The 23094-nt window shown below is 61.3% G+C and carries 19 protein-coding genes; 9 read left to right on the forward strand and 10 right to left on the reverse strand.

The window, feature by feature from the left end:
* Nucleotides 1–129: 129 nt before the first annotated feature.
* The 3 genes from DCO47_RS16430 to DCO47_RS16440 are packed head-to-tail and all read left to right on the forward strand — an operon-like array spanning nucleotide 130 to nucleotide 5611.
* A complete protein-coding gene (locus DCO47_RS16430) occupies nucleotides 130–1374 on the forward strand; it encodes an exonuclease SbcCD subunit D C-terminal domain-containing protein (protein WP_083352590.1) in 1245 nt (414 codons plus the stop codon).
* A complete protein-coding gene (locus DCO47_RS16435; RefSeq protein WP_116658472.1) occupies nucleotides 1371–5012 on the forward strand; it encodes an AAA family ATPase in 3642 nt (1213 codons plus the stop codon). The genes DCO47_RS16430 and DCO47_RS16435 overlap by 4 nt, the downstream gene beginning before the upstream one ends.
* A complete protein-coding gene (locus tag DCO47_RS16440) occupies nucleotides 5009–5611 on the forward strand; it encodes a glutathione S-transferase (RefSeq protein ID WP_116658473.1) in 603 nt (200 codons plus the stop codon). The genes DCO47_RS16435 and DCO47_RS16440 overlap by 4 nt, the downstream gene beginning before the upstream one ends.
* Nucleotides 5612–5772: 161 nt before the next feature.
* On the opposite strand, the gene DCO47_RS16445 is transcribed toward DCO47_RS16440, so the two are convergent.
* The 8 genes from DCO47_RS16445 to DCO47_RS16490 form a co-directional block, all read right to left on the reverse strand.
* Nucleotides 5773–6030: a hypothetical protein gene (locus tag DCO47_RS16445; protein WP_016775000.1), complete on the reverse strand. Its 258-nt coding sequence runs from the start codon at nucleotides 6028–6030 to the stop codon at nucleotides 5773–5775.
* A complete protein-coding gene (locus DCO47_RS16450) occupies nucleotides 6027–6239 on the reverse strand; it encodes a hypothetical protein (RefSeq protein WP_042606783.1) in 213 nt (70 codons plus the stop codon). Before DCO47_RS16450 ends, DCO47_RS16445 begins: the two co-directional genes overlap by 4 nt.
* 257 nt (nucleotides 6240–6496) lie before the next feature.
* A complete protein-coding gene (locus DCO47_RS16460) occupies nucleotides 6497–6676 on the reverse strand; it encodes a hypothetical protein (RefSeq protein ID WP_016775003.1) in 180 nt (59 codons plus the stop codon).
* 156 nt (nucleotides 6677–6832) lie between these two features.
* On the reverse strand, nucleotides 6833–8008 hold the full coding sequence (locus tag DCO47_RS16465) for a lactonase family protein (protein ID WP_116658474.1): 1176 nt from the start codon (nucleotides 8006–8008) through the stop codon (nucleotides 6833–6835).
* Nucleotides 7995–8306: a DUF5629 family protein gene (locus DCO47_RS16470; RefSeq protein ID WP_116658475.1), complete on the reverse strand. Its 312-nt coding sequence runs from the start codon at nucleotides 8304–8306 to the stop codon at nucleotides 7995–7997. The genes DCO47_RS16465 and DCO47_RS16470 overlap by 14 nt, the downstream gene beginning before the upstream one ends.
* A 166-nt stretch (nucleotides 8307–8472) precedes the next feature.
* Nucleotides 8473–10053 (reverse strand): aldehyde dehydrogenase (NADP(+)), encoded by a 1581-nt coding sequence (locus tag DCO47_RS16475; RefSeq protein ID WP_116658476.1) that lies wholly within the window; start codon nucleotides 10051–10053, stop codon nucleotides 8473–8475.
* Nucleotides 10054–10062: 9 nt separating this feature from the next.
* Entirely contained in the window at nucleotides 10063–11055 is a 993-nt protein-coding gene (araD1, locus tag DCO47_RS16480) for an AraD1 family protein (RefSeq protein ID WP_042606779.1), read from the reverse strand.
* Between the two features lie 146 nt (nucleotides 11056–11201).
* A complete protein-coding gene (locus DCO47_RS16490) occupies nucleotides 11202–12524 on the reverse strand; it encodes an MFS transporter (RefSeq protein ID WP_065616194.1) in 1323 nt (440 codons plus the stop codon).
* A gap of 192 nt (nucleotides 12525–12716) precedes the next feature.
* Between DCO47_RS16490 and DCO47_RS16495 the strand changes: the two genes are divergently transcribed.
* Nucleotides 12717–14453, forward strand: coding sequence for an IlvD/Edd family dehydratase (locus DCO47_RS16495; protein ID WP_042606777.1), 1737 nt, complete (start codon nucleotides 12717–12719; stop codon nucleotides 14451–14453).
* A 252-nt stretch (nucleotides 14454–14705) separates the two neighbouring features.
* The gene (locus DCO47_RS16505; RefSeq protein ID WP_024013185.1) at nucleotides 14706–15425 is read left to right on the forward strand and encodes a FadR/GntR family transcriptional regulator; all 720 of its coding nucleotides are present in this window, start codon (nucleotides 14706–14708) and stop codon (nucleotides 15423–15425) included.
* A 280-nt stretch (nucleotides 15426–15705) separates the two neighbouring features.
* Here the strand turns inward: DCO47_RS16505 and DCO47_RS16510 are convergent, their stop codons facing one another.
* A complete protein-coding gene (locus DCO47_RS16510) occupies nucleotides 15706–18090 on the reverse strand; it encodes an RND family transporter (RefSeq protein ID WP_042606775.1) in 2385 nt (794 codons plus the stop codon).
* Nucleotides 18087–19130, reverse strand: coding sequence for a YCF48-related protein (locus DCO47_RS16515; RefSeq protein ID WP_116658478.1), 1044 nt, complete (start codon nucleotides 19128–19130; stop codon nucleotides 18087–18089). The genes DCO47_RS16510 and DCO47_RS16515 overlap by 4 nt, the downstream gene beginning before the upstream one ends.
* Nucleotides 19131–19566: 436 nt before the next feature.
* Here DCO47_RS16515 and DCO47_RS16520 point away from each other — a divergent pair, with 436 nt between their 5' ends.
* The 4 genes from DCO47_RS16520 to DCO47_RS16535 are packed head-to-tail and all read left to right on the forward strand — an operon-like array spanning nucleotide 19567 to nucleotide 22999.
* Nucleotides 19567–20157, forward strand: coding sequence for an amino acid synthesis family protein (locus tag DCO47_RS16520; protein ID WP_116658479.1), 591 nt, complete (start codon nucleotides 19567–19569; stop codon nucleotides 20155–20157).
* Nucleotides 20158–20189: 32 nt separating this feature from the next.
* Nucleotides 20190–21023, forward strand: coding sequence for an alpha/beta fold hydrolase (locus DCO47_RS16525; protein WP_116658480.1), 834 nt, complete (start codon nucleotides 20190–20192; stop codon nucleotides 21021–21023).
* Nucleotides 21020–22501 carry an aldehyde dehydrogenase gene (locus DCO47_RS16530; RefSeq protein WP_042606772.1) on the forward strand — a complete coding sequence of 494 codons (1482 nt, stop codon included), beginning with the start codon at nucleotides 21020–21022 and terminating at the stop codon, nucleotides 22499–22501. The genes DCO47_RS16525 and DCO47_RS16530 overlap by 4 nt, the downstream gene beginning before the upstream one ends.
* Nucleotides 22502–22513: 12 nt before the next feature.
* Nucleotides 22514–22999, forward strand: coding sequence for a flavin reductase family protein (locus DCO47_RS16535; protein WP_042606771.1), 486 nt, complete (start codon nucleotides 22514–22516; stop codon nucleotides 22997–22999).
* Nucleotides 23000–23094 lie beyond the last annotated feature (95 nt).

Raw genomic sequence — 23094 nt, forward strand, 5'->3', positions numbered from 1 at the left:
CAGCTCCTACGGATTCTGTGCAGGAGCTGCCGAAGGCTGCGATCTTTTGATCTTGCCAGTAAACTCACCTTTCTCAAGCCGCCCCGTTCTTTTGCGGCCATCACCTCATTTAACGTTGCGGAGTCCACCTTGCGTCTGTTCCACACCTCCGACTGGCACCTTGGGCAAAACCTGCACGGCCAGGAGCGCGATTTCGAGCACGCGTGTTTTCTCGAATGGCTGCTGCGCCAGTTGCAACTGGCGCAGCCGGATGTGCTGCTGATCGCCGGGGACATTTTCGATACGGTCAATCCGCCGGTCAAAGCTCAGGAACGCCTTTACGACTTCATCGTCAGCGCTCACGAACAGCAGCCGCTGCTGACCATCGTCATGATCGCCGGCAACCATGATTCCGGCTCGCGGATCGAGTTGCCCGCGCCTCTGATGCGGCGTTTGCGCACCCACGCGCTGGGCCGGGTGCTGTGGCTGGATGACGGGCAGCTCGATGCCGAGCGCCTGTTGCTGCCGCTGCCGAATGCCCAGGGCGAAATCGCCGCGTGGTGTCTGGCGCTACCGTTTCTGCGTCCGGCGGAAGTCACTGGTGCGCATCTGGGCGACAACTATTTGCGCGGCATCGGTCAGGTGCATGAGTGGCTGATCGCGGCGGCGAATGCCAAGCGTCAGCCCGGGCAGGCGCTGATCGCTATCAGCCACGCGCACATGGCCGGCGGTTCGGTATCGGAGGATTCCGAGCGCAGCCTGATCATCGGCAATGCCGAAGCGCTGCCCGCCAGCCTGTTCGGCGAAAGCATCAGTTATGTCGCCCTCGGCCATTTGCACAAGCCGCAGAAGGTCAACGGCGAGGAGCGCATCCGCTACAGCGGCTCGCCGATTCCGCTGTCGTTCTCGGAGATCGGTTATCAGCATCAGATTCTCGATGTCGTCCTCGACGGTGAAACCCTGGTCAGCGTCGAGCCGAAACTGATTCCGCGCTCGGTCAATCTGCAGCGCATCGGCCCGGCGCCGCTGGCCGAGATTCTGCTGCAACTGGCTGACCTGCCGAACGTCGATCTGCTCGCCGAAACCCAGCGCCAGCCATGGCTCGAAGTCCGTGTACGCCTGGATGAGCCGCAGCCGGATCTGCGCCATCAAGTGGAGACCGCACTGCAAGGCAAGGCCGTACGTCTGGTGCGCATCGCCGCTGAATACGCCGGCAATCGTGGCGCCGATGGCAGCGATGACGGCAGCACGCTGATCGAACTCGACCAGCTCACCCCGCAGGAATTGTTCAGCCGCGCCTGGCTCGACAACTACGGCAGCGAGGTCGATGAGCAGACGCTCAAGGACTTCGCCGAGTTGCTGCAAGACGTGCAACTGGAGGGCGAGCAGCCATGAAGATTCTCGCCATTCGCTTGAAGAACCTCGCCTCGCTGGCCGGGCCGTTCGAGATCGATTTCACTGCTGAGCCGCTGGCAAGCGCCGGTCTGTTCGCGATCACCGGCCCGACCGGCGCCGGCAAAAGTACCCTCCTCGACGCTTTGTGCCTGGCACTGTTCGGCGCCGTGCCGCGCCTGAACAACACCGGCCGCGATGCCAAAGTCCCGGATGCCGACGGCGAGATCGCCACTGGCGACCCGCGCACCTTGCTGCGTCGTGGCACGGGCGAAGGCTATGCCGAAGTGGATTTTGTCGGCGTCGATGGCCGCCGCTATCGCGCACGTTGGGAAGCCAACCGCGCTCGCGAGAAGGCTGGCGGCAAGTTGCAAGCGAGCCGGCAGAGCCTGCGCGATATCGATCAGGATCAATTGCTCGCCAGCCAGAAAGGCGAATACAAAACCCAGCTGGAAGCCGCGCTGGGCCTGAATTTCGAACAGTTCACCCGCGCCGTGCTGTTGGCGCAAAGCGAATTCAGCGCGTTCCTCAAGGCCGACGACAACGACCGCAGTGAGCTGCTGGAAAAACTCACCGACACCGCGCTGTACACTCGCCTGGGCCGTCGCGCTTTCGACAAGACCAAGGAAGCCCGTGAAGCGCACAAGCTGCTGCAGGATCAGGCCACCGGGGTCACGCCACTGGCACCTGAAGCGCGCGCCGAACTCGACGGGCGCTTCAACACCGCGCAGCAACACATGAAAGCGCAACAGGCGCAGCTCAAACAGCTTGAGCAACAACACGGTTGGCTGAAGGATTTGCGTCTGTTGCAAGACGCGCAAAAAGCCGCCAGCGAACAACTGCAAACCGCGCACCAGCAATGGCAAGCCCTGGCTGGCGAGCGGGTGAAACTGACGCGTCTGGAGCAGCTTGGCCCGCAGCGTCATCAATTTGCGCGCAAGGCCGAGCTCGATGCGCTGTTGACACCACTGGGGGCGCAGATTGCCGCACACACCCAACAACACGCCGCGTTGGGCGAACGGCAGACGCAACTGGCGCAGAACCTCGACGCAGCAAAAGTCGCCCTGAGCGAAGCGCAACAACGGCAGAGCGAAAACGCGCCGCTGCTGCGTCAGGCATTCGAAGAGCAAAGCACCCTCGCCCGTCTGATCAAGGACACTGCCAGCAGCGCCGAAGCCCGGCAAGCGGCCGAGCAAGCGTTCAAGGATGGCCAGAGCGCGATTCAGGCCTTGCAGGAAAAACAGGCTGAGGTCGCCGAGCGTCTGCAACACATCGCCAGCGAGCTTGAGCAAAGTGCGCATCTGGCGCCATTGAGCGATGCCTGGAGCGCCTATCGCGATCGCCTGCAACAACTGATGCTGATCGGCAACCGCTTGAACAAGGGCCAGACCGAACTGGCATCCCTTGAACAGAACGCCGCGCACAGCGCTGAACAACTGGCAGCGCATAAACAGCAACTGGAAGTCCTGTTCAAGGAGGCCGGTGCTGAACCGGATGCGGTCGCCGAACAGATCGGCCTGCTCGGCACTTTGCTGCAGGACAACCGCAAACAGCTGCGCGCGATCGAAGACCTGTCGCGGCTGTGGGCGTCTCAGCAGGATCTCGACAAGCGCAGCGCCGAGTTGCAACAGCGTCAGCTCGACGCGCAGCAGCAACGTGAACGTCTGACCCAGGACGGTGTGAAAACCAAGGCTGAACTGACCGTCGCCGAGCAGACCCTCAGCGTCACTCGCGAACTGCTCGAGCGTCAGCGGCTGGCGCGCAGTGCCAGTGTCGAAGAGTTGCGCGCGCAGTTGCAGGACGATCAGCCCTGCCCGGTCTGCGGCAGCAACGAGCATCCGTATCATCAGCCCGAAGCGCTGCTGCAAAGCCTCGGCCGCCACGATGAAAGCGAACAGGCCAATGCCCAGCAAGTGGTCGATCAGCTCAAGGAAAAACTGATCGAACTGCGCGGCGAAGTCGGTGGCGTGATCGCGCAACAGAAAGAATTGCTCCAGCAACAGGAACAATTGGCTGCGCAGCAACAAGCCCTGGCCCCAAGCCTCGACGCGCATCCGCTGGCCGCGCAACTGTTCAATCAGGACGCCGACAAACGCGACGCCTGGCTCAGCCGCCAGAACGAACAGTTGAACCAAAGCATCACGCAAGACGAACAACGCCAGAGCGCCCTGCTCACCTTGCAGCAGGACGCCGCGCGCCTGTCGCAGCAATTGCGTCAGGCCGAGGTGGCGCATCAGCAAGCGGCGCAACAGCTGAGCCATCAGCAGCATGAACTCAACAGCGACCGTCAGCGCCTTGAAGAAGAACTCAACGCGTTCGGTCCGCTGCTGCCGGCTGACACCCTCGAAGCACTGCGCCTTGAGCCGGCCGCGACGTTCCTGCAACTGGATCGGCAGATCGCCGAGCGTCTGGCCCAGCTCGAGCAGCAAAAGGAAGAACTGAGCGAACAGCAGCAACGCCAGCAAACCCTTGAGAAAGAACAGGATCGCCAGCAGTTGCGCACTCAGCAACTGCAAAGCGTCGAGGAGCAATTCACGGCGTTGACCGAGCAGCAGCAAAGCTGTCAGGAAAAACTCGCGCTACTGATTGGCGATCACAGCAGCGCCGAGCATTGGCAGCAGCAGTTGGAACACGCGGTGGAACAGGCGCGTATTGCCGAGACCAGCACGGCTGAGGAACTGCAGACCGTACGCACGCAGCTGGTGCAAATCGCCGCTGAGCTCAAGGCGCATCAGGATCGCCTGCAAGCACTGCAAGCTGAAGATCTGGCACTCACCGCCAAAATCGCCGATTGGCGCGCCAACCATCCGGAACTGGATGACGGCGGCCTCGAAGACTTGCTGCGCTTCGATGACGCGCAGGTCGCCGCGCTGCGCCAGACCCTTCAGCACAACGAAAAAGCCATCGAACAGGCCCAGGTCTTGTTGCAGGAGCGCGATCAGCGCCTGCTCGATCATCAGGCCCGGCAAGACGGCAATCTTGACGCCGAACAGCTCGATAGCGCCCTCGCTGAATTGCAACAACAGTTCGCCGTCAGTGAGCAGCAGTGCGCCGAGTTGCGCGCCGAACAGGTTGAAGACCAGCGCCGGCAGAACGCCAATCAGGCGCTGGCCCAGCAGATCGCCGAGGCTTATGCCGAGTATCAGCGCTGGGCGCGGCTCAGTGCGTTGATCGGCTCGGCCACCGGCGACACCTTCCGCAAGATCGCCCAGGCCTACAACCTCGACCTGCTGGTGCATCACGCCAACGCGCAACTGCGGCAACTGGTCAAACGCTATCGGCTCAAACGCGGCGGCAGCATGCTCGGCCTGCTGGTGATGGACACGGAAATGGGCGACGAACTGCGCTCGGTACATTCGTTGTCCGGCGGCGAGACGTTCCTCGTCTCACTGGCGTTGGCGCTCGGTCTGGCGTCGATGGCGTCGAGCACGCTGAAAATCGAATCGCTGTTTATCGACGAAGGTTTCGGCAGCCTCGATCCGGAATCGCTGCAACTGGCCATGGATGCACTGGATGGATTGCAGGCGCAAGGGCGCAAGGTGGCGGTGATTTCCCATGTGCAGGAAATGCACGAACGCATCCCGGTGCAGATTCAGGTGCGGCGCCAGGGCAATGGTTTGAGCACGCTGGAGGTGAAATGAACACGCTGTATTCGTTCCGCCGCTGCCCTTACGCGATGCGGGCGCGGATGGCGCTGTGTTATGCGGACGTACCGGTGGAGATTGTTGAGGTCAGCCTCAAGGACAAGCCGGCGCAGATGCTCGCGCTCTCGCCCAAGGGCACCGTGCCGGTGCTGGACGCCGATGGCGTGGTGATTGATGAGAGCCTGCAGATCATGCGCTGGGCGTTGGCGCAGAATGATCCGGATGATTGGTTGCTGGCCGGAGATTCATTCGCGGCGCTGTGGATGGAAAAGCTGATTGAGGGCAATGATCAGATTTTCAAAACAGCTCTGAACCGCTACAAGTACGCCGAGCGTTACCCTGAGCAGCCGATGGAAGCTTATCGGGCTGAAGGTGGATTGTTTCTGCAGAAGCTGGATGAGCTGCTTGAAGGCCGCGAATATTTGCTGGCCGATCATCAAAGCCTCGCCGACATCGCCCTGCTGCCCTTCGTCCGGCAGTTCGCTCATGTTGATCGCGAGTGGTTTGCGCAGACCCCGTACGTTCGTTTGCAAGCCTGGTTGCAGCGTTTCCTCGAATCCGAACTGTTCACTTCAATCATGAAGAAGTCGAGCTGAATCTCGGCCTCACACACACCTGTGGTGAGGGAGCTTGCTACCGCTCGGCTACGCAGCAGTCGCGGTCTATTCAGCGCATCAGAAATACTGTGTCTGCAGGATTTGGGGTTGCTTCGCAACCCAGCGGGAGCAAGCTCCCTCGCCACAATGGTCCGCGTTGCCTACGCCAGCGCTTGGCACATGCCCAGTGCCATGCAATCCACTTCAAACGGTCCAAGAAAATCCACTGCGACCTTGACCGGTGGATTGCCGGCCATCAGCCCCAGCGTGTTGGCGCGTTCGATGTTGTGCGCGATGTTGTGGTTGGCCTCTATGGCCCGGGCCAATCCGCCCACCGAGCCCTGGCCGAACCCCAGCAATGAAGCACCGTTGGTCATCAATGCCAGACTGGCGATGACCCAGAGTCTGTAGCCTTTCATGCGCCGCCGACTCCTGCGAGTTCGGCCCTGTCGACCATCGCGCTTTGCGAACGCAGTTCGAACTGGATGCCAGGGTGGGCGACGTCGATCGGGGCTTCGAAGCTGTGTTCCATCTGCGCGCCAATGCTGACGAACAGCACCACGGCCAGGTACAGACCGATGGCCAGATAGGCGCCGCGTTTGGCGGAAGTGAGGATTGCGCTGGCCATGGTGTTCTCCGTGGGCAAAGGTTTCGATGGCCACAGAATCAATCAAAAAAGCCGAGGCAACCACTCAGGGTTTGCCATAGTAAACATCAGCTTCGTTGATTATTTAGCCGCTCTATTTGCCGGCGAGAGAAAACCTATGAGTGGAGAACGCGTACGCGCGTAGGAGCTGTCGAAGGCTGCGATCTTTTGATTTTGCTTTTGAAAAACAAGATCAAGAGATCGCAGCCTTCGGCAGCTCCTACAGGGAGACGGGAATTTCAGGCTTGGGTTTTGTGATCCAGCGCGGCGTAGAAGTTGGCGCTTTGCTGCAGGTATTTCTGGGTGTAGCTCTGGGTGTGGGATTTTTTGCTGGCGATTTCGACGTTGGCACCGGCTGGCAATACCACGGTGGCGGAAATGGCGGAGGCGGCGATAACGGAGAAGAGATTGAAGTTCATGGCGGTAACCCTCGTGTTCGTTTGCTTGGTTTGCCCGGTCGGGCTGTGAAACAAACGTAACGCTCGAGGGTTGCCTCCTTGAAATCTTTTGTAGCATTAGCCGTTATCAGTGCAATTAATACAACGATGCAGGCCCCGTAGACCGAGGCCTGTGGCTTATTGTCGCACTAGAAATTTCAGATCGCTTGGCGCGTCGATCGGCAGTTTTTGCACGGTTTTGCCGAGCAGACCGGTCTTGGCATCGCGTTCGACGACGACAATCTGGTTGCTCTTCTGGTTGGCGATCAAGACGAATTTACCGCTCGGATCAAGGGCAAACTCGCGCGGGTGATCACCCTCGACCGAGCGTTTTTGCAGCTCTTTGAGCTGGCCGCTCGCCGGGTCGATGCTGAACACCACCAGTTGATTGGCCGTGCCACGGTTGCTCACGTAGAGAAACTTGCCATCAGCTGAAGCATGCAGCGCCGCGCCCGCCTTGTCCGAGGTTGGCTGGCCCGCGGCGAGATCGACGAGTTGCGTCTGGGTCAGCACGCCATCGTTGTAATCGAACACCGCAACCTGCGCGCTCATCTCCATGGTCAGCCAGGCGTGTTTGCCGTCGGCGCTGAACAGCAGATGACGCGGGCCACTGCCGGCCGGCAAGGCTACCGAAGCGGTTTTCGCCGGAGTCAGCGGCAGGTGCGGGTTGGCCTTCGGATCGTATTGATAGATGAAAACCTTGTCCGCGCCCAAGTCATTGGAGAACACGTAGCGACCGTCCGGCGAAGACACGGTCGAGTGCACGTGGTTGGAAGCCTGGCGCTCAGGGTTGACCCGACTGGCCGGGTGGCCGCTCATCTGCACCACCGGTTTCAGTTGACCGTCGGCATCGACCGGCAACACCGCCAGGGTGCCGCCCGGATCTTCCATCACCGAGTAGTTGCTGACGAACAGATGCTTGGCATCAGCACTGAGGCTGGAATGGGTCGGCTCGTTGCCCAGGCTCTGCACTTGATTGATCAGGCTCAGCGCATGGGTTTTCGGGTCGATGGCATAGCTGCTGACACGACCGACCGGATCGGTCTGGCCGGGGCCGTTTTCGTTGACCACGAACAGGCGTTTCTGGTCTTTCGAGAGTGTCAGCCACGATGGGTTTTCAGTCTTGACCACTTGCAGCGGCTTGGCATCGATCTGGCCGGTGGCGCTGTCGAACTGCATGCGGTAGATGCCCTGGCTGGAACCGGCGGTGTAAGAGCCGACCAGCAACTGCAAGGTCTCGGCGCTGGCGCTGGACAGGCCCATCGCGCCGACGCTGCCGGCCATCAGCAGGGGCCAGAAATTACGCATGTTCATTATCGTCATCCTCGTCGTCGCTGCTGCTGACTACGTCGCCGAGACACACCAGGCGATGCTCGCCCGTGGTCTTGGTGTCGCTGGCGAATCCGATGATCAACCAGCTCTGGAGCGTCTCATCGAACGTCGCCGCCGCGACCTGCGCCGGGGTGAATTCCCAGTGCCTGGCTTCACGGCCATCGATGCATTCGATGTGCAGGTTATCGTCCTCGTCGAGGGCAAATTCGAAGGCGTGCAGGCCATCGATTTCGACCATACCGCAGTGTTCGAGGGCGTTGAGAAGGGTTTGGGCAGTCATGGCAAACAGTCTTTCTAGGGGGGAAAGGGCCAATGATAGCTCATTGTCGAAACAGTCCCCTTGTAGGAGTGAGCCTGCTCGCGATAGCGGTGGGTCTCCAGCAGAGATGCTGAATTTAAGACCGTAATCGCGAGCAGGCTCACTCCTACAGGGGTTGTGGTTGGCTTTAGATCGCCTCACGCGATGGCTTGCCATCCACCAGGCGCTGGATACGCAGCGGGTTGGCGTTTTTCAGTGGCTCGGGCAGCAAGCTGTCCGGGTAGTTCTGGAAGCACACCGGGCGCAGGAATCGATCGATCGCCAGCGTACCCACCGACGTGCCGCGCGCATCCGACGTCGCAGGGTATGGGCCGCCATGCACCATCGAATCGCACACTTCCACACCGGTCGGGTAACCGTTGAGCAGGATGCGCCCGACCTTCTGCTCCAGCAGCGGCGTCAGTTCGGCGAATTGCTCGAAGTCGGACTGTTCGCCGATGATCGTCGCGGTCAGTTGACCGTGCAGGCCATGCAGCGCCGCGCTGAGTTGGGCCTGATCGGCCACTTCAACGATGACCGTGGTCGGACCGAACACTTCTTCCTGCAGCACTTCGTCACCGTTGATCAACAGGCTGACATCGGCTTTGAACAATTGCGGCTGCGCCTGATTGCCCTGCTGCGGATTACCGGCCAGATGCTCGATGCCGCTGTGCGCCAGGAGTTTTTCCAGGCCTTTGCCATAGCTGCCGAGGGTGCCGGCATTGAGCATGGTTTGCGCCGGTTGATCGCCGATCGCAGCAGCGACCTGTTGGACAAACGCGCTGAACTGCGGCGAGCGAATACCGATGACCAGACCCGGATTGGTACAGAATTGACCACAGCCCTGCACCACCGAAGCGGTGAGGTCACGCGCAACGGTTTCCGAACGTGTGGCCAGTGCCTGTGGCAGCACGATCACCGGGTTGATGCTCGACATCTCGGCAAACACCGGGATCGGTTGCGGACGTGCAGCGGCCATGTCGCACAAGGCGCGACCGCCCTTCAGCGAACCGGTGAAGCCAACCGCCTGAATCGCCGGATGCTTGACCAGCCATTCGCCGACGCCACCACCGTAGATCATGTTGAACACGCCGGCGGGCATGCCGGTTTTTTCCGCTGCACGAATGATCGCGTCGGCGACCAGTTCAGCGGTGGCCATGTGGCCGCTGTGGGCCTTGAACACCACCGGGCAACCGGCGGCCAGTGCCGCTGCGGTGTCGCCGCCAGCAGTGGAGAACGCCAGGGGGAAGTTGCTCGCGCCGAACACCGCGACCGGGCCGAGGCCGATGCGGTACTGACGCAGATCCGGACGGGGCAGCGGCTGACGATCGGGCAATGCCAGATCGATGCGCGCGCCGTAGAAGTCACCGCGACGCAGGACTTTGGCGAACAAACGCATCTGGCCGCTGGTGCGACCGCGCTCACCCTGAATGCGTCCGGCTGGCAGCGCGGTTTCGCGGCAGACCACGGCGACGAAATCATCGCCAAGAGCATCCAGTTCATCGGCGACGGCGTCGAGGAACTGCGCGCGGCGTTCGGCGCTGAGGCTGCGATACGTCGGGTAAGCCGCAGCGGCGGCTTTGGCAGCGGCGTCGACTTCTTCCGCCGTGGCCTGAATGAAATCGTGCGGCAGGGCCTCGCCAGTGCTGGCGTCGACCGAGTGCAGTTTGACGCTGCCGGCGGCGCTGCGCTGACCGCCGATGTAGTTGTGACCGAGAATCTGAGTCATGGGATCTCCTTAAAGGGTGCCGATGCTGTCCGGTTCAAAAGCCGCTTTGACCGGTGCGATACCGTTGACCAGCGGCGCGCCGAAGTCGGCCTGGCTGATCTCGAACGTGTCGCCCGGCTGGGTACGGATGCCGTCGGCAAAGGACAAAGTCGCAGTGCCGAAAAAGTGAATGTGCACGTCGCCCGGACGCAGGAACTGACTGTATTTGAAGTGGTGGTATTCGAGGTTCGCCAGGCTGTGGCACATGTTGGCCTCGCCGCTGAGGAACTCGTTTTGCCAGAGCACTTCGCCGTCACGCAGGATTCGGCTGGTGCCGGCAAGGTGTTGAGGCAATTCACCGGTGCGAAGTTCCGGCCCATAACTGCAACTGCGCAATTTCGAGTGTGCGAGATAGAGGTAATTCTTGCGTTCCATGACGTGGTCGGAGAACTCGTTGCCCACCGCGAAACCGAGGCGATACGGCTTGCCGTCGTTGCCGATGATGTACAGGCCGGCCATCTCCGGCTCTTCACCGGCGTCTTCGGCAAACGGCGGCAGCGGGAACGGCTGGCCCGGACGCACGACGATGCTGCCGTCGCCCTTGTAGAACCACTCCGGTTGCACACCGGCCTGCCCCGCCGCCGGTTTGCCGCCCTCCACGCCCCATTTGAAAATGCGCATGGTGTCGGTCATCGCCGCTTCGTCGCCGGCCTGCTGGTGCATCTTGTCGCGGGCCGAAGCGCTGCCCAGGTGAGTCAGGCCGGTACCGCTGACCAGCATGTGCGCCGGGTCCGGGTGATCCAGTGGCGGCAGGATGCGCAGGTCTTTGAGCAACTGCGCGTAGTCATGGCTGGCGCCGAGGCCGAGGGTCTGCACTTGCTGCTCCAGGGAACCACCGGCCTCGATCGCGGCCAGGGCCAGATCACGGACACTGCGCGCATCCTGGACCTCGCGGACCTGACCGTTGTCGACCACGCCGACCCGACGCTCGCCGTTGGATAATTCGAATTGAACCAGATGCATGATTTTCTCCTGTGTTATTCGAAACACCGCAGCCCCCTTGTAGGAGTGAGCCTGCTCGCGATAGCGGTGTGTCAGTTGGCAAATTTTTTCGCTGATACACCGCCATCGCGAGCAGGCTCACTCCTACAGGGGGTGGTGCCAGCCCATCACGTGCGGGTCGCACCACGGGCACTCGCGGCGAACTGCTCGACGGGCAGCACATGCTTGCGTTCCAGAACGCGATAGACGATGCCCGTCAGAATCAGCCCGAACACCATCACGCCCGAGAGGAAATACAACCCCGAAGCCAGGTTGCCGGTGTATTCCTTCAATGCGCCAATCACGAACGGCCCGATGTAACCGCCGAGGTTGCCGACCGAGTTGATCAGGGCAATCCCAGCCGCAGCACTTGCACCGGCGAAGAAGCGCCCGGGCAGAGTCCAGAAAACGGCTGTGCACGAGAACAGCGCAAACGCCACCAGACACAGCGCCGCCAGTTGCGCCACCGGCATCGACAGCCAGGCACTGAGGAACAGGCCCAGTGCACCGAGCACATAGAGCACCGCCAGGTGGCCGTAGCGATCATTCAAGCGGTCGGAGCTGCGCGGAATGATCAGCAGGCCAATGATCCCGAAAATGTACGGCACTGAAGAAACGAAACCGGTGACCAGATCGCTGCCGCCGAATTGTTTGATCAGCGTCGGCAGCCACAGGCCGAGGCCATAAATGCTCAGGGTCACTGGCAGATAGAACAGCGCCAGCAGCAACACGCGTTTGTCTTTCAGCGCGTGCAGCGGATTGCCGTGACGGGTCTGGCCGTACTCCTGCAGATCCTTTTTCAGTTCGCCGGTCAGCCAGTCTTTTTCCGCCTGATCCATCCATTTCACTTGCTGCGGACCGTCCGGCAGCCAGCGCAGCACCGGCCAGGTCAGCAGGATCGCCGGGGTACCGATGACGATGAACAGCCACTGCCAGCCGTGCAGACCGAGGATGCCATCCATGCCCAGCAAACCACCGGACACGGGACCGGTAATCATCATGGCGATCGGTTGCGACAGGATGAACAGGCCGAGGATCTTGCCGCGATGGCGCACCGGGAACCACTGGGTGATGTAGTACAGCACGCCGGGGAAGAAGCCCGCTTCGGCCGCGCCGAGCAGAAAGCGCATCACATAGAAGCTGTGCGGCCCTTGCACGAAGGCCATGCCGATGGTGATCGCGCCCCAGGTGATCATGATCCGCGCAAACCAGCGCCGCGCGCCGAAGCGTTCGAGCATCAGGTTGCTGGGAATCTCGAGAAGGAAGTAACCAATGAAGAACAGCCCGGCGCCCAGGCCATAGGCCGCATCGCCGATGCCGATGTCGGCGCCCATGTGCAGCTTGGCGAAGCCGACGGCGGAGCGATCCACATAGGCGATCAGGTACAGCAGGATCAGGAAGGGAATCAGTTTCAGTGTGATGCGCCGGACAAGCCGCAGTTCCTGGCTCATGAGATCGGTCTCCGATTGTTGTTTTTATAGAACCTCGGGGGACGCCTCTCGCCAAAACAGCCAGGGCCTTCCCTCCGTCGAAAACGACTATATAGTAATACTAATTACCCAACAACACTTCCAAAGCGCCGATTTTGCGCTTAGATTAAGCGTCAGCTCGCAAACAATAGTCTTACAATAAGAGAAACGATCATGTCTGATAAGAAACCCACCCTGCGCTCCGCCCAATGGTTTGGCACGGCCGACAAGAACGGCTTCATGTACCGCAGCTGGATGAAGAATCAGGGCATCGCCGACCATCAGTTCCACGGCAAGCCGATCATCGGCATCTGCAACACCTGGTCGGAACTGACTCCGTGCAACGCGCACTTCCGCCAGATCGCGGAGCACGTCAAACGCGGGGTGATCGAGGCCGGTGGTTTTCCGGTGGAATTCCCGGTGTTCTCCAACGGCGAATCGAACCTGCGCCCGACCGCCATGCTTACCCGCAACCTGGCTAGCATGGACGTTGAAGAAGCGATTCGCGGCAACCCGATCGACGGCGTCGTGCTGCTCACCGGTTGCGACAAAACCACCCCGGCACTGTTGATGGGCGCCGCCAGTTGCGACGTACCGGCCATCGTCGTCACCGGCGGGCCGATGCTCAACGGTAAGCACAAGGGCAAGGACATCGGCTCCGGCACTGTCGTGTGGCAGCTCAGCGAACAGGTCAAGGCCGGCACCATCACCATCGACGATTTCCTCGCAGCCGAAGGCGGCATGTCGCGTTCGGCGGGCACCTGCAACACCATGGGCACCGCGTCGACCATGGCCTGCATGGCTGAAGCACTGGGCACTTCCCTTCCGCACAACGCCGCGATTCCCGCAGTAGATGCGCGGCGTTACGTGCTGGCCCACATGTCTGGCATGCGCGCGGTGGAGATGGTGCGTGAAGACCTGAAACTGTCGAAGATCCTGACCAAGGAAGCCTTCGAAAACGCCATTCGCGTCAACGCCGCCATCGGTGGTTCGACCAACGCCGTGATCCACTTGAAAGCCATTGCCGGGCGCATTGGCGTCGAGCTGGATCTGGACGACTGGACCCGCATCGGTCGCGGCATGCCGACCATCGTCGACCTGCAACCCTCCGGGCGCTTCCTAATGGAAGAGTTCTACTACGCCGGTGGTTTGCCAGCGGTGCTGCGTCGCCTCGGTGAAGCCAATCTGATCCCTAACCCGAATGCCTTGACGGTCAACGGCAAATCCATCGGCGAGAACACCAGGGACGCGCCGATCTATGGCGAGGACGAGGTGATCCGCACCCTCGACAATCCGATTCGCGCTGACGGTGGCATCTGCGTGTTGCGCGGCAATCTGGCGCCGCTGGGTGCGGTGCTCAAGCCGTCCGCCGCTAGCGCTGAACTGATGCAGCATCGCGGGCGCGCCGTGGTGTTCGAGAACTTCGACATGTACAAGGCGCGGATCAACGATCCAGAGCTAGACGTCGATAAGGATTCGATTCTGGTGATGAAGAACTGCGGACCGAAGGGTTATCCGGGTATGGCCGAAGTCGGCAACATGGGCTTGCCGGCCAAGCTGTTGGCGCAAGGCGTGACCGACATGGTGCGGATTTCTGATGCCCGCATGAGCGGCACGGCGTACGGCACGGTGGTTTTGCACGTAGCACCTGAAGCCGCAGCGGGCGGGCCTTTGGCGGCGGTGCAGGAAGGCGACTGGATCGAACTCGATTGCGCCAGCGGCCGTTTGCATCTGGACATTCCCGACGCTGAACTGGCGGCGCGCATGGCGGATCTGCAAGCGCCGCAGCAATTGCTGGTGGGTGGCTATCGTCAGCTGTACATCGACCACGTGCTGCAGGCGGATCAGGGTTGCGACTTTGACTTCCTGGTGGGTTGCCGAGGGGCCGAGGTTCCGCGCCACTCTCACTAACCCCACCCGGTTTCAGGCCTGAATCAATCACTGTGGCGAGGGAGCTTGCTCCCGCTCGGCTGCGCAGCAGTCGTAAATCGGCATTCGCGGTTTTGCTGACACACCGCACTTGCCGGTTTTGGGGCTGCTCCGCAGCCCAGCGGGAGCAAGCTCCCTCGCCACAGGGCCGGTGTAGATTTCAGGCCTGATGAATGCCCACAGTGCCTGCTATGATGCGCGGCATCTCCATCGCTCAGGATCGCGCCACCCCCCATGGATTACCGCAAACCTTCCGACCGTAAAAGCATGCACTCGCGCATCGTCCAGGAACTGGGCATGCAGATCGTCTCCGGACGCTTTTTGCCCGACGACAAACTGCCCGCCGAAGCCCTGCTCTGCGAGGAGTACGCGGTCAGTCGGCCGGTGTTGCGCGAGGCCACCCGAGTGCTGGTGGCCAAGGGGCTGGTGTATTCCAAACCGCGCGTCGGCACAGTGGTCAAGGCCCGTCGCGAGTGGCACATGCTCGACCCGGACGTGCTGCACTGGTTGATGCAAAGCAGCCCGCAGAATGAATTCTTCAACGTGCTGACCAGCGTGCGCAGCATCATCGAACCGGCCGCCGCCGCCCTCGCCGCCCAGCATGCGACGGATGCCGACATCGCCGCGATCAACGAAGCCTACCAACGCATGGAAGCCGCTCCGACCCCGGAAGCGCTTTTGCAGCCGGATCTGGACTTCCACAGCCGCATCGCCGATGCGACGCACAATGACCTGCTGGCAAACCTGTGCAACATGTTGGCGGTGGCGATTGCCGAGGCGTTGAAGCATTCCAATCAGCGGCCGAATCTGCATGAATTGGCGTTGCCGAGGCACAAGGCGATTCTGACCGCCATCGAGAACCGCGATGCGCTCGGGGCCCGGCATGCGACGCTGGTGCAGCTGGATGATGCGCGCAGTGCGTTGAGTGTGGTGCTTGGCGCTGAACTGTCTTAAGGCTTGAGACCGCTTGCCCTCACCCTGGCCCTCTCCCAAGGGGAGAGGGGACCGACCGGGTTGTGCTTCGTTATACATCGACCTGAAAAACCGAGTCGATTATGGATTCACAGCAGGGCGCTCAGGTCGGCGTAAATCTCTAATATCCCCCAATCAGTCCCCTCTCCCTCCGGGAGAGGGCTAGGGTGAGGGGCTCTTGATCTTGACCTTGACCTTGATCTTCGTCCACAAAAAAGCCGCAACCCTCAAGGTTGCGGCTTTGTCGTTTCAGGCTTTCAGATCAATGGGCAAACAGCGAATTGCCCTTCTGCCCCGCCAGTTTCTCCGGCTTGATCAGGAACTTCGCCAACGCTGGCAGCAGCCACAGTGCGCCGAACATGTTCCACAGCAGCATGAAGGTCAGCATCAGGCCCATGTCGGCCTGGAACTTGATCGCCGAGAAGATCCAGGTGCACACGCCGATCGCCAGGCACAAACCGGTGAACAGCACCGCTTTACCGGTAGATTTGAGTGTCTGGTAATAAGCTTCCTGCAACGGCAACCCGGCACGCAGGAAACTTTCCAGACGGCTGTAGATGTAGATGCCGTAGTCCACGCCAATCCCCACGCCCAGCGCGACCACCGGCAGCGTCGCGACTTTCACGCCGATGCCCATGAACGCCATCAGCGCGTTGCCGAGCACCGAGGTCAGCACCAGCGGCAGGACGATGCACAAGGTCGCCGCCCATGAGCGGAAGGTGATCATGCACATCACCGCGACGCAGATGTACACCAGAATCAGGATGGTCAGCTCAGCCTGCTTGATGACTTCGTTGGTGGCGGCTTCGATCCCGGCGTTACCGGCGGCGAGGATGAATTCCAGGCCGTCCTTGTTGTTTTCCTTGGCGAACTCCTGCACCGCTTGCACCGCGCGGTCGAGGGTTTCGGCCTTGTGGTCGTTGAGGAACACCAGCACCGGCGCCAGCGAGCAACTGTTGTTGTACAGGCCGTCGGCGCGGGCGATCGAGTTGTTCAGCACGTCCGGGTTGCGCGACAGGGTTTCCCATTTCAGGTTGCCCTCGTTCATGCCCTTGATCATCTGCTTGGACACGGTCACCAGCGAGATCGCCGACTGCACGCCCTCGGTGTTCTGCATCTTCCACATCAACTGATCGATCGGCGCCATGGCTTCGTAGCGCGAACAACCTTCGGCCTTGGTCTTGACCATCACCACCAGTACGTCAGAGCTGGTCGAGTAATTGCTGATGATGAAGTTGTTGTCCTTGTTGTAACGCGAGTCCGGACGCAGTTCCGGCGCGCCCTGGTCGAGGTCGCCGATTTTCAGGTTCTGGCTGTACCAGAGGCCGCCACCGAAGGCGATCAGCGCCAGCGCTACCGAGATCGGCGCGACTTTGGGGCTGGCGAAGTTCGACAGCAGGCGCCAGAACGGATGCTCGCGGTTGGCGTCCTTCTTGCTCTTGGCAATCGCGCGCTTGCTGATGCCGACATAGGAAATCGCCACCGGCAGCAGGATCAGGTTGGTGAACACGATCACCGCGACGCCGATGGACGCGCCGATGGCCAGTTCACGGATCACGCCGATGTCGATGATCAGCAGGGTGATGAAGCCCACCGCATCGGCGAGAATCGCGATCATCCCCGGCAGGAACAGCTGGCGGAAGGTGCGTCGTGCAGCGGTCAGGGCGTTATCGGCCTCGCTGGACTGCAGGGCGATACCGTTGATTTTCTGCACGCCGTGGGAAATGCCGATGGCGAAAATCAGGAACGGCACCAGCATCGAATACGGGTCGAGCCCGAAGCCGAAGAAGTGCATGAGTCCCAGTTGCCAGACCACCGCCACCAGCGTCGTACTCAACACGGCGATGGTGCTGCGCAGGCAGTTGGTGAACCACAACAGCAAAATCAGGGTGATGACGAAGGCGACACCGAAGAACAGCACCACCATCACCAGACCGTCGATCAGGTCGCCGACCTTCTTGGCGAAACCGACGATATGGATCTTGATGTTGGGGTTCTGCGCTTCGAACTTGTTGCGGATCTTGTCTTCGAGCTCATGGGAGAACTGGCGATAGTCCAGCGCCAGCAGCTTGCCCTGATCCTGCGGGTCCGGGTAGGCCTCCAGCAGCGGGATGTCGACGATGCTCGACTTGAAATCGTTGGCCACCAGACGCCCGACCTGACCGGACTTGAGCACGTTGTTACGCAGCAGGTCGAGGCTGTCCTGGGAGCCGTTATAGCTCTGCGGAATCACTTCACCGCCGGCGAAACCCTCTTCGGTCACTTCGGTCCAGCGCACGCTCGGGCTCCACAGCGACTTCAGCCCGGAACGGTCGACGCCGGAAATGTAGAACACTTCGTCGTTGATCTGGCGCAGGGTCTCCATGTACTCCTTGGAGAAGATGTCGCCGTCGGTGGCCTCCACTGAAATGCGCACCGTGTTGCCGAGATTCGCCAGATCGTTGCGGTGCTCCATCATCTTCTCGATGAAGGGATGCTGCAGCGGGATCATTTTTTCGAAACTGGTGGACGGCCGGATCAGCGTCGCCTGCCAGAACAGGAAAATGCTCACCACCAGGCAGATCAGGATCACGGCCGGGCGGTTGTTGAAGATCAGGCGCTCGAGAACCGTCGCCTTTTCCTGCTGAGGAGTGATCAAGGAAGTCATAGCCCCGCCTTCTTGTTATTGGTCTCGGCACCGTTTGGCTGGGTGATGTGCAAACCACCCTGCCCGGTCAGAATCAGGTTGCCGTTGCCGGCGGCGGTGACCGACGACAGCGAAATGCGATCCGGGCGGTTGAACACGCTGAAGGTTTCGCCATTGTCACTGCTGCTGATCACCGAGCCGCCGTTGCCGACGATGACGATCGAGCCGTCTTCCAGCAGTGTGCCGCCGGACAGCCCGAACTCCAGCTCACCGCGTGCGGCTTTCAGTTCGACCTGCTCCCAGTTGCTGCCGAAATCGGTGGAGCGATAGAGGTTGCCGCGCAAGCCGTACGCCAGCAGGGTCTGCGGCTGGGCCGTGCCGATCACGCCGAACAATGAACCTTCGTACGGACCTTCGAGTTTTTCCCAGGTCTGGCCGTCATCGGCGGAGCGGAACATGCTGCCGGACTCACCAACGATGAACAGCCCGGCGTCTTTCACAGAGGCGATGGCGTTGAGGTGGAACTGGTCTTCGTTGTCGAGGCGATCACTGACGTCTTCCCAGTGTTTGCCGCCATCGGTGGTTTCCAGCAGCGTGCCATAGGCGCCCACAGCAAAGCCGCTGCTGGCGTCCTTGAACCAGACGTCGAGCAGCGGCGATTCGCGTGCGAGGTCTTCGAATTGCTTGGTCCAGGTCAGACCGCCGTCTGCGCTGGCGAGAATCTGTGCGTCGTGGCCGACCGCCCAGCCGTTTTTGTCGTCGACGAAATACACCGCGGTAAGCAACTGGCGGGTCGGCACCTTGGCCTGGGTCCAGGTCTTGCCCTGGTCATCGGAATAGACGATGTGCCCGCGATCACCGACCGCGACCAGGCGCGCGCCGGCGTGGACGACATCGAGAATCAGGCTTTTCGCGGCCTTGGCCGATTCGGTGGCATAGACCACGTCGGCCGGGGCCTCGGCGGCAATCACAGGCGCCGATAACGTGGCAAAGCCCAGCAGCGAGAGAGCTGTGACCAGCAACGCGGTGTTGCGTAACGCCGGCGGGCGGCAACGACTCATAGACCTTCCCCTATTTATTATTGTTGGGCCATCGGGCCTTCAAGGGCGCCGCAAGGGTGCTCGACTACTGGCAGTTCAGAAGCATCCTCCTGAAACCCGCAATCCAGAGCCCCTTCGGAAGCTGGCTCATCCTATCGGGCTTTGCAAATGTCTGACAATCGGCGCCACGTTATCTTTTGTTAACCGCATTGCCGCTGATTTCCCGTGTAGGAGTGAGCCTGCTCGCGATGGCGGTGTTTCAGTCAGCAAATCATTGGCTGACAGCTCCCTATCGCGAGCAGGCTCACTCCTACAAGGGATCGAGGGGGCTGGGAATTTGAATACATGACCATTCGCCGGGGTGATAAGGCAAATCTCGTCAGGGGGACTTGCAGTATCGGTATTATGGTATACCATCAGACGCACAGACACTCTCAATCCCCCAACGGAGCAGCTCATGAGTTTCGAAATTCGCAAGATCGTCAGCTATGTCGAAGAAACCTTCATCGAAGGCGGCAAGGCGACTGACAAGCCAGTGACCATGGTCGGCCTTGCCGTGGTGATGAAGAACCCTTGGGTGGGCAACGGTTTTGTCGAAGACCTCAAGCCACAGATCCGCGCCAACTGCTCCGACCTCGGCGCCATGATGGTCGATCGTCTGGTCGGCATTATCGGCGGTGCCGAGAAGATCGAGGCCTACGGCAAAGCGGCGGTGGTCGGCGCTGACGGCGAGATCGAGCACGCGTCGGCGGTGATCCACACCCTGCGCTTCGGCAACCACTACCGCGAAGCAGTGAAAGCCAAGAGCTACCTGAGCTTCACCAACAAGCGCGGCGGTCCGGGCACGTCGATTCAGATCCCGATGATGCACAAGGACGACGAAGGCCTGCGTTCACACTACATCACCCTGGAAATGCAGATCGAAGACGCGCCGCGTGCCGACGAAATCGTCGTGGTGCTGGGTTGCGCCGACGGTGGCCGCCTGCACCCGCGCATCGGCAACCGCTACATCGATCTGGAAGAACTGGCCGCCGAAAAAGCCCAGTAATCACAACAAGAAAGGCATTGCAGGAGCGCTCCATGATTCGGCTCACCGCTGAACTCACCCCGGCTGGCACCAGTTACCTGGCGACCGGCCAAGGCCAGCCCGTGGTCTTGATCCACGGCGTGGGCCTGAACAAAGAAATGTGGGGCGGGCAGATTGTCGGCCTCGCCAGCCAGTACCAGGTGATCGCCTACGACATGCTCGGCCACGGCGCCAGCCCGCGCCCGGCCAGCGGCACCGACCTGCTTGGTTACGCTGATCAACTGCTCGAGCTGCTCGATCACCTGAATCTGCCCCAGGCCGCGGTGATCGGTTTCTCCATGGGCGGCCTGGTCGCGCGGGCCTTTGCCCTGCATTACCCGGAGCGCCTGCAAAGCCTGGTGGTGTTGAACAGCGTGTTCAACCGCAGCGAAGAACAGCGTGCCGGCGTTATTGCCCGCACGGCGCAGGCAGCCGAGCATGGCCCGGACGCCAATGCCGAAGCCGCGCTGTCACGCTGGTTCAGCCGTGAATATCAGGCCGCCAACCCGGCGCAGATCGCCGCGTTGCGTCAGACACTGGCCAACAACGATCCGCAGGGTTACCTGACCACCTACGAATTGTTCGCCACCCAGGACATGTACCGCGCCGACGACCTGAGCAGCATTCAGGCGCCGACGCTGATCGCCACAGGCGAACTCGACCCCGGCTCGACCCCGGAAATGGCCGAGCAACTGGCCCGACGCATCCCCGGCGCGAAGGTTGCCGTGCTGCCCGAGCAACGGCATATGATGCCGGTAGAGTCGCCGCGTCTGGTCAACCAGATGCTGCTGGAATTCCTTCAATTCGCACACTCCCGACAAAACCATATAAAGGGGATCGTTGCATGACACTCGCACGCTTCCAGATGTGCATCGGCGGAGATTGGGTCGACGCCCTCTCCGGCAAGACCTTCGAAAGCCTCAACCCGGCCTCCGCGCAGGCCTGGGCGGAACTGCCCGACGCCGATGAAGCGGACGTCGAACGCGCCGTGCAAGCGGCGCAGACCGCTTTCGACAGCCCGGCGTGGCGTGGCCTCACTGCCACCGCGCGGGGCAAGTTGCTGCGTCGCCTCGGCGACCTGATCGCAGAAAACAAGGAACACCTGGCGCAGCTGGAAAGCCGCGACAACGGCAAGCTGATCCGCGAAACCCGTGGCCAGGTCAGCTACCTGCCGGAGTTCTTCCACTACACCGCAGGCCTGGCCGACAAGCTTGAGGGCGGCACCCTGCCGCTGGACAAGCCCGACCTGTTTGCCTACACCGTGCACGAAGCCATGGGTGTGGTCGCCGCGATCATTCCGTGGAACAGCCCCCTGTACCTGACCGCGATCAAACTGGCCCCGGCCCTCGCCGCCGGCAACACCATTGTGATCAAGCCGTCCGAACACGCCTCGGCAACCATTCTCGAGCTGGCGCGTCTGGCCCTCGAAGCCGGGATTCCGCCCGGCGTGGTCAACGTCGTCACCGGTTACGGCCCGAGCACCGGCGCCGCCCTCACCCGCCATCCGCTGATCCGCAAGATTGCCTTCACGGGCGGCGCGGCCACGGCACGGCATGTGGTGCGCAGCAGCGCCGAAAACTTCGCCAAGCTGTCGCTGGAACTGGGCGGCAAGTCGCCGAATATCATTTTTGCCGACGCCGATCTCGACAGTGCGATCAACGGCGCGATTGCCGGGATTTACGCGGCGTCCGGGCAGAGCTGCGTGTCCGGTTCGCGTTTGCTGGTGCAGGACGAAATCTACGACGAATTCGTCAATCGTCTGGTCGAACGCGCCCAGCGCATCCGCATCGGCAACCCGCAGGAAGACCATAGCGAGATGGGCCCGATGGCCACCGCGCAGCAACTGGCGGTGGTCGAAGGGCTGGTCGCCGATGCGATTGCCGAAGGCGCGCGTTTGCGCACCGGCGGCAAGCGTCCGGCGGATCTCGGCGAAGGCTGGTTCTACGAGCCGACGCTGTTCGAATGCGACCGTAATTCGATGAAGATCATGCAGGAAGAAGTGTTCGGCCCGGTGGCGTCGGTGATTCGTTTCAAGGACGAAGCCGAAGCACTGGCGATCGCCAACGACTCGCAGTTCGGCCTTGCCGCCGGCATCTGGACCCGTGACCTGGGCCGCGCCCACCGGCTGGCGCGCGATGTGCGCTCAGGAATTATCTGGGTCAACACTTACCGCGCAGTGTCGGCGATGGCGCCGATCGGCGGTTTCAAGAACAGTGGCTATGGACGCGAAAGCGGCATCGACTCGGTGCTGGCCTACACCGAACTGAAAACGGTGTGGATCAACCTCTCCCAGGCGCCAATGCCTGATCCGTTTGTGATGCGCTAGGAGTCCTGCGAAATGATCGAACCCGGCATTTACAAAGACGTCATGAGCTCGTTTCCGTCCGGCGTCACAGTGGTCACCACCCTCGACCCGGACGGCGGCATCGTCGGCATTACCGCCAGCGCGTTCAGCGCGCTGTCGATCGACCCGGCGCTGGTGTTGTTCTGCCCCAACTACGCCTCCGACACTTACCCGGTGCTGCGCGACAGCAAGAAATTCGCTATCCACTTGCTCTCCGCCGAACAGACCGCCGAAGCCTACGCGTTCGCCGGCAAGGGCAAGGAAAAGGCCAAGGGCATCGAGTGGCATTTGAGCGATTTGGGTAACCCGATCCTCGCCAAGGCGACGGCAATCATCGAGTGCGAGTTGTGGCGTGAGTACGACGGTGGTGATCACGCAATCATCGTCGGCGCGGTGAAGAACCTGATCCTGCCCGAGCAACCGGTGACGCCGATGATTTACCACAAGGGCAAGCTGGGTGCGTTGCCGACCTTGACCTGAAGGATTCACACAAATCCCCTGTGTAGGAGCTGCCGAAGGCTGCGATCTTTTGACTTTGATGTTTAAAAGCAAGATCAAAAGATCGCAGCCTTCGG

Origin of the sequence: Pseudomonas sp. NDM, from assembly GCF_003105095.1 — a bacterium.
Classification (GTDB): domain Bacteria; phylum Pseudomonadota; class Gammaproteobacteria; order Pseudomonadales; family Pseudomonadaceae; genus Aquipseudomonas; species Aquipseudomonas moraviensis_A.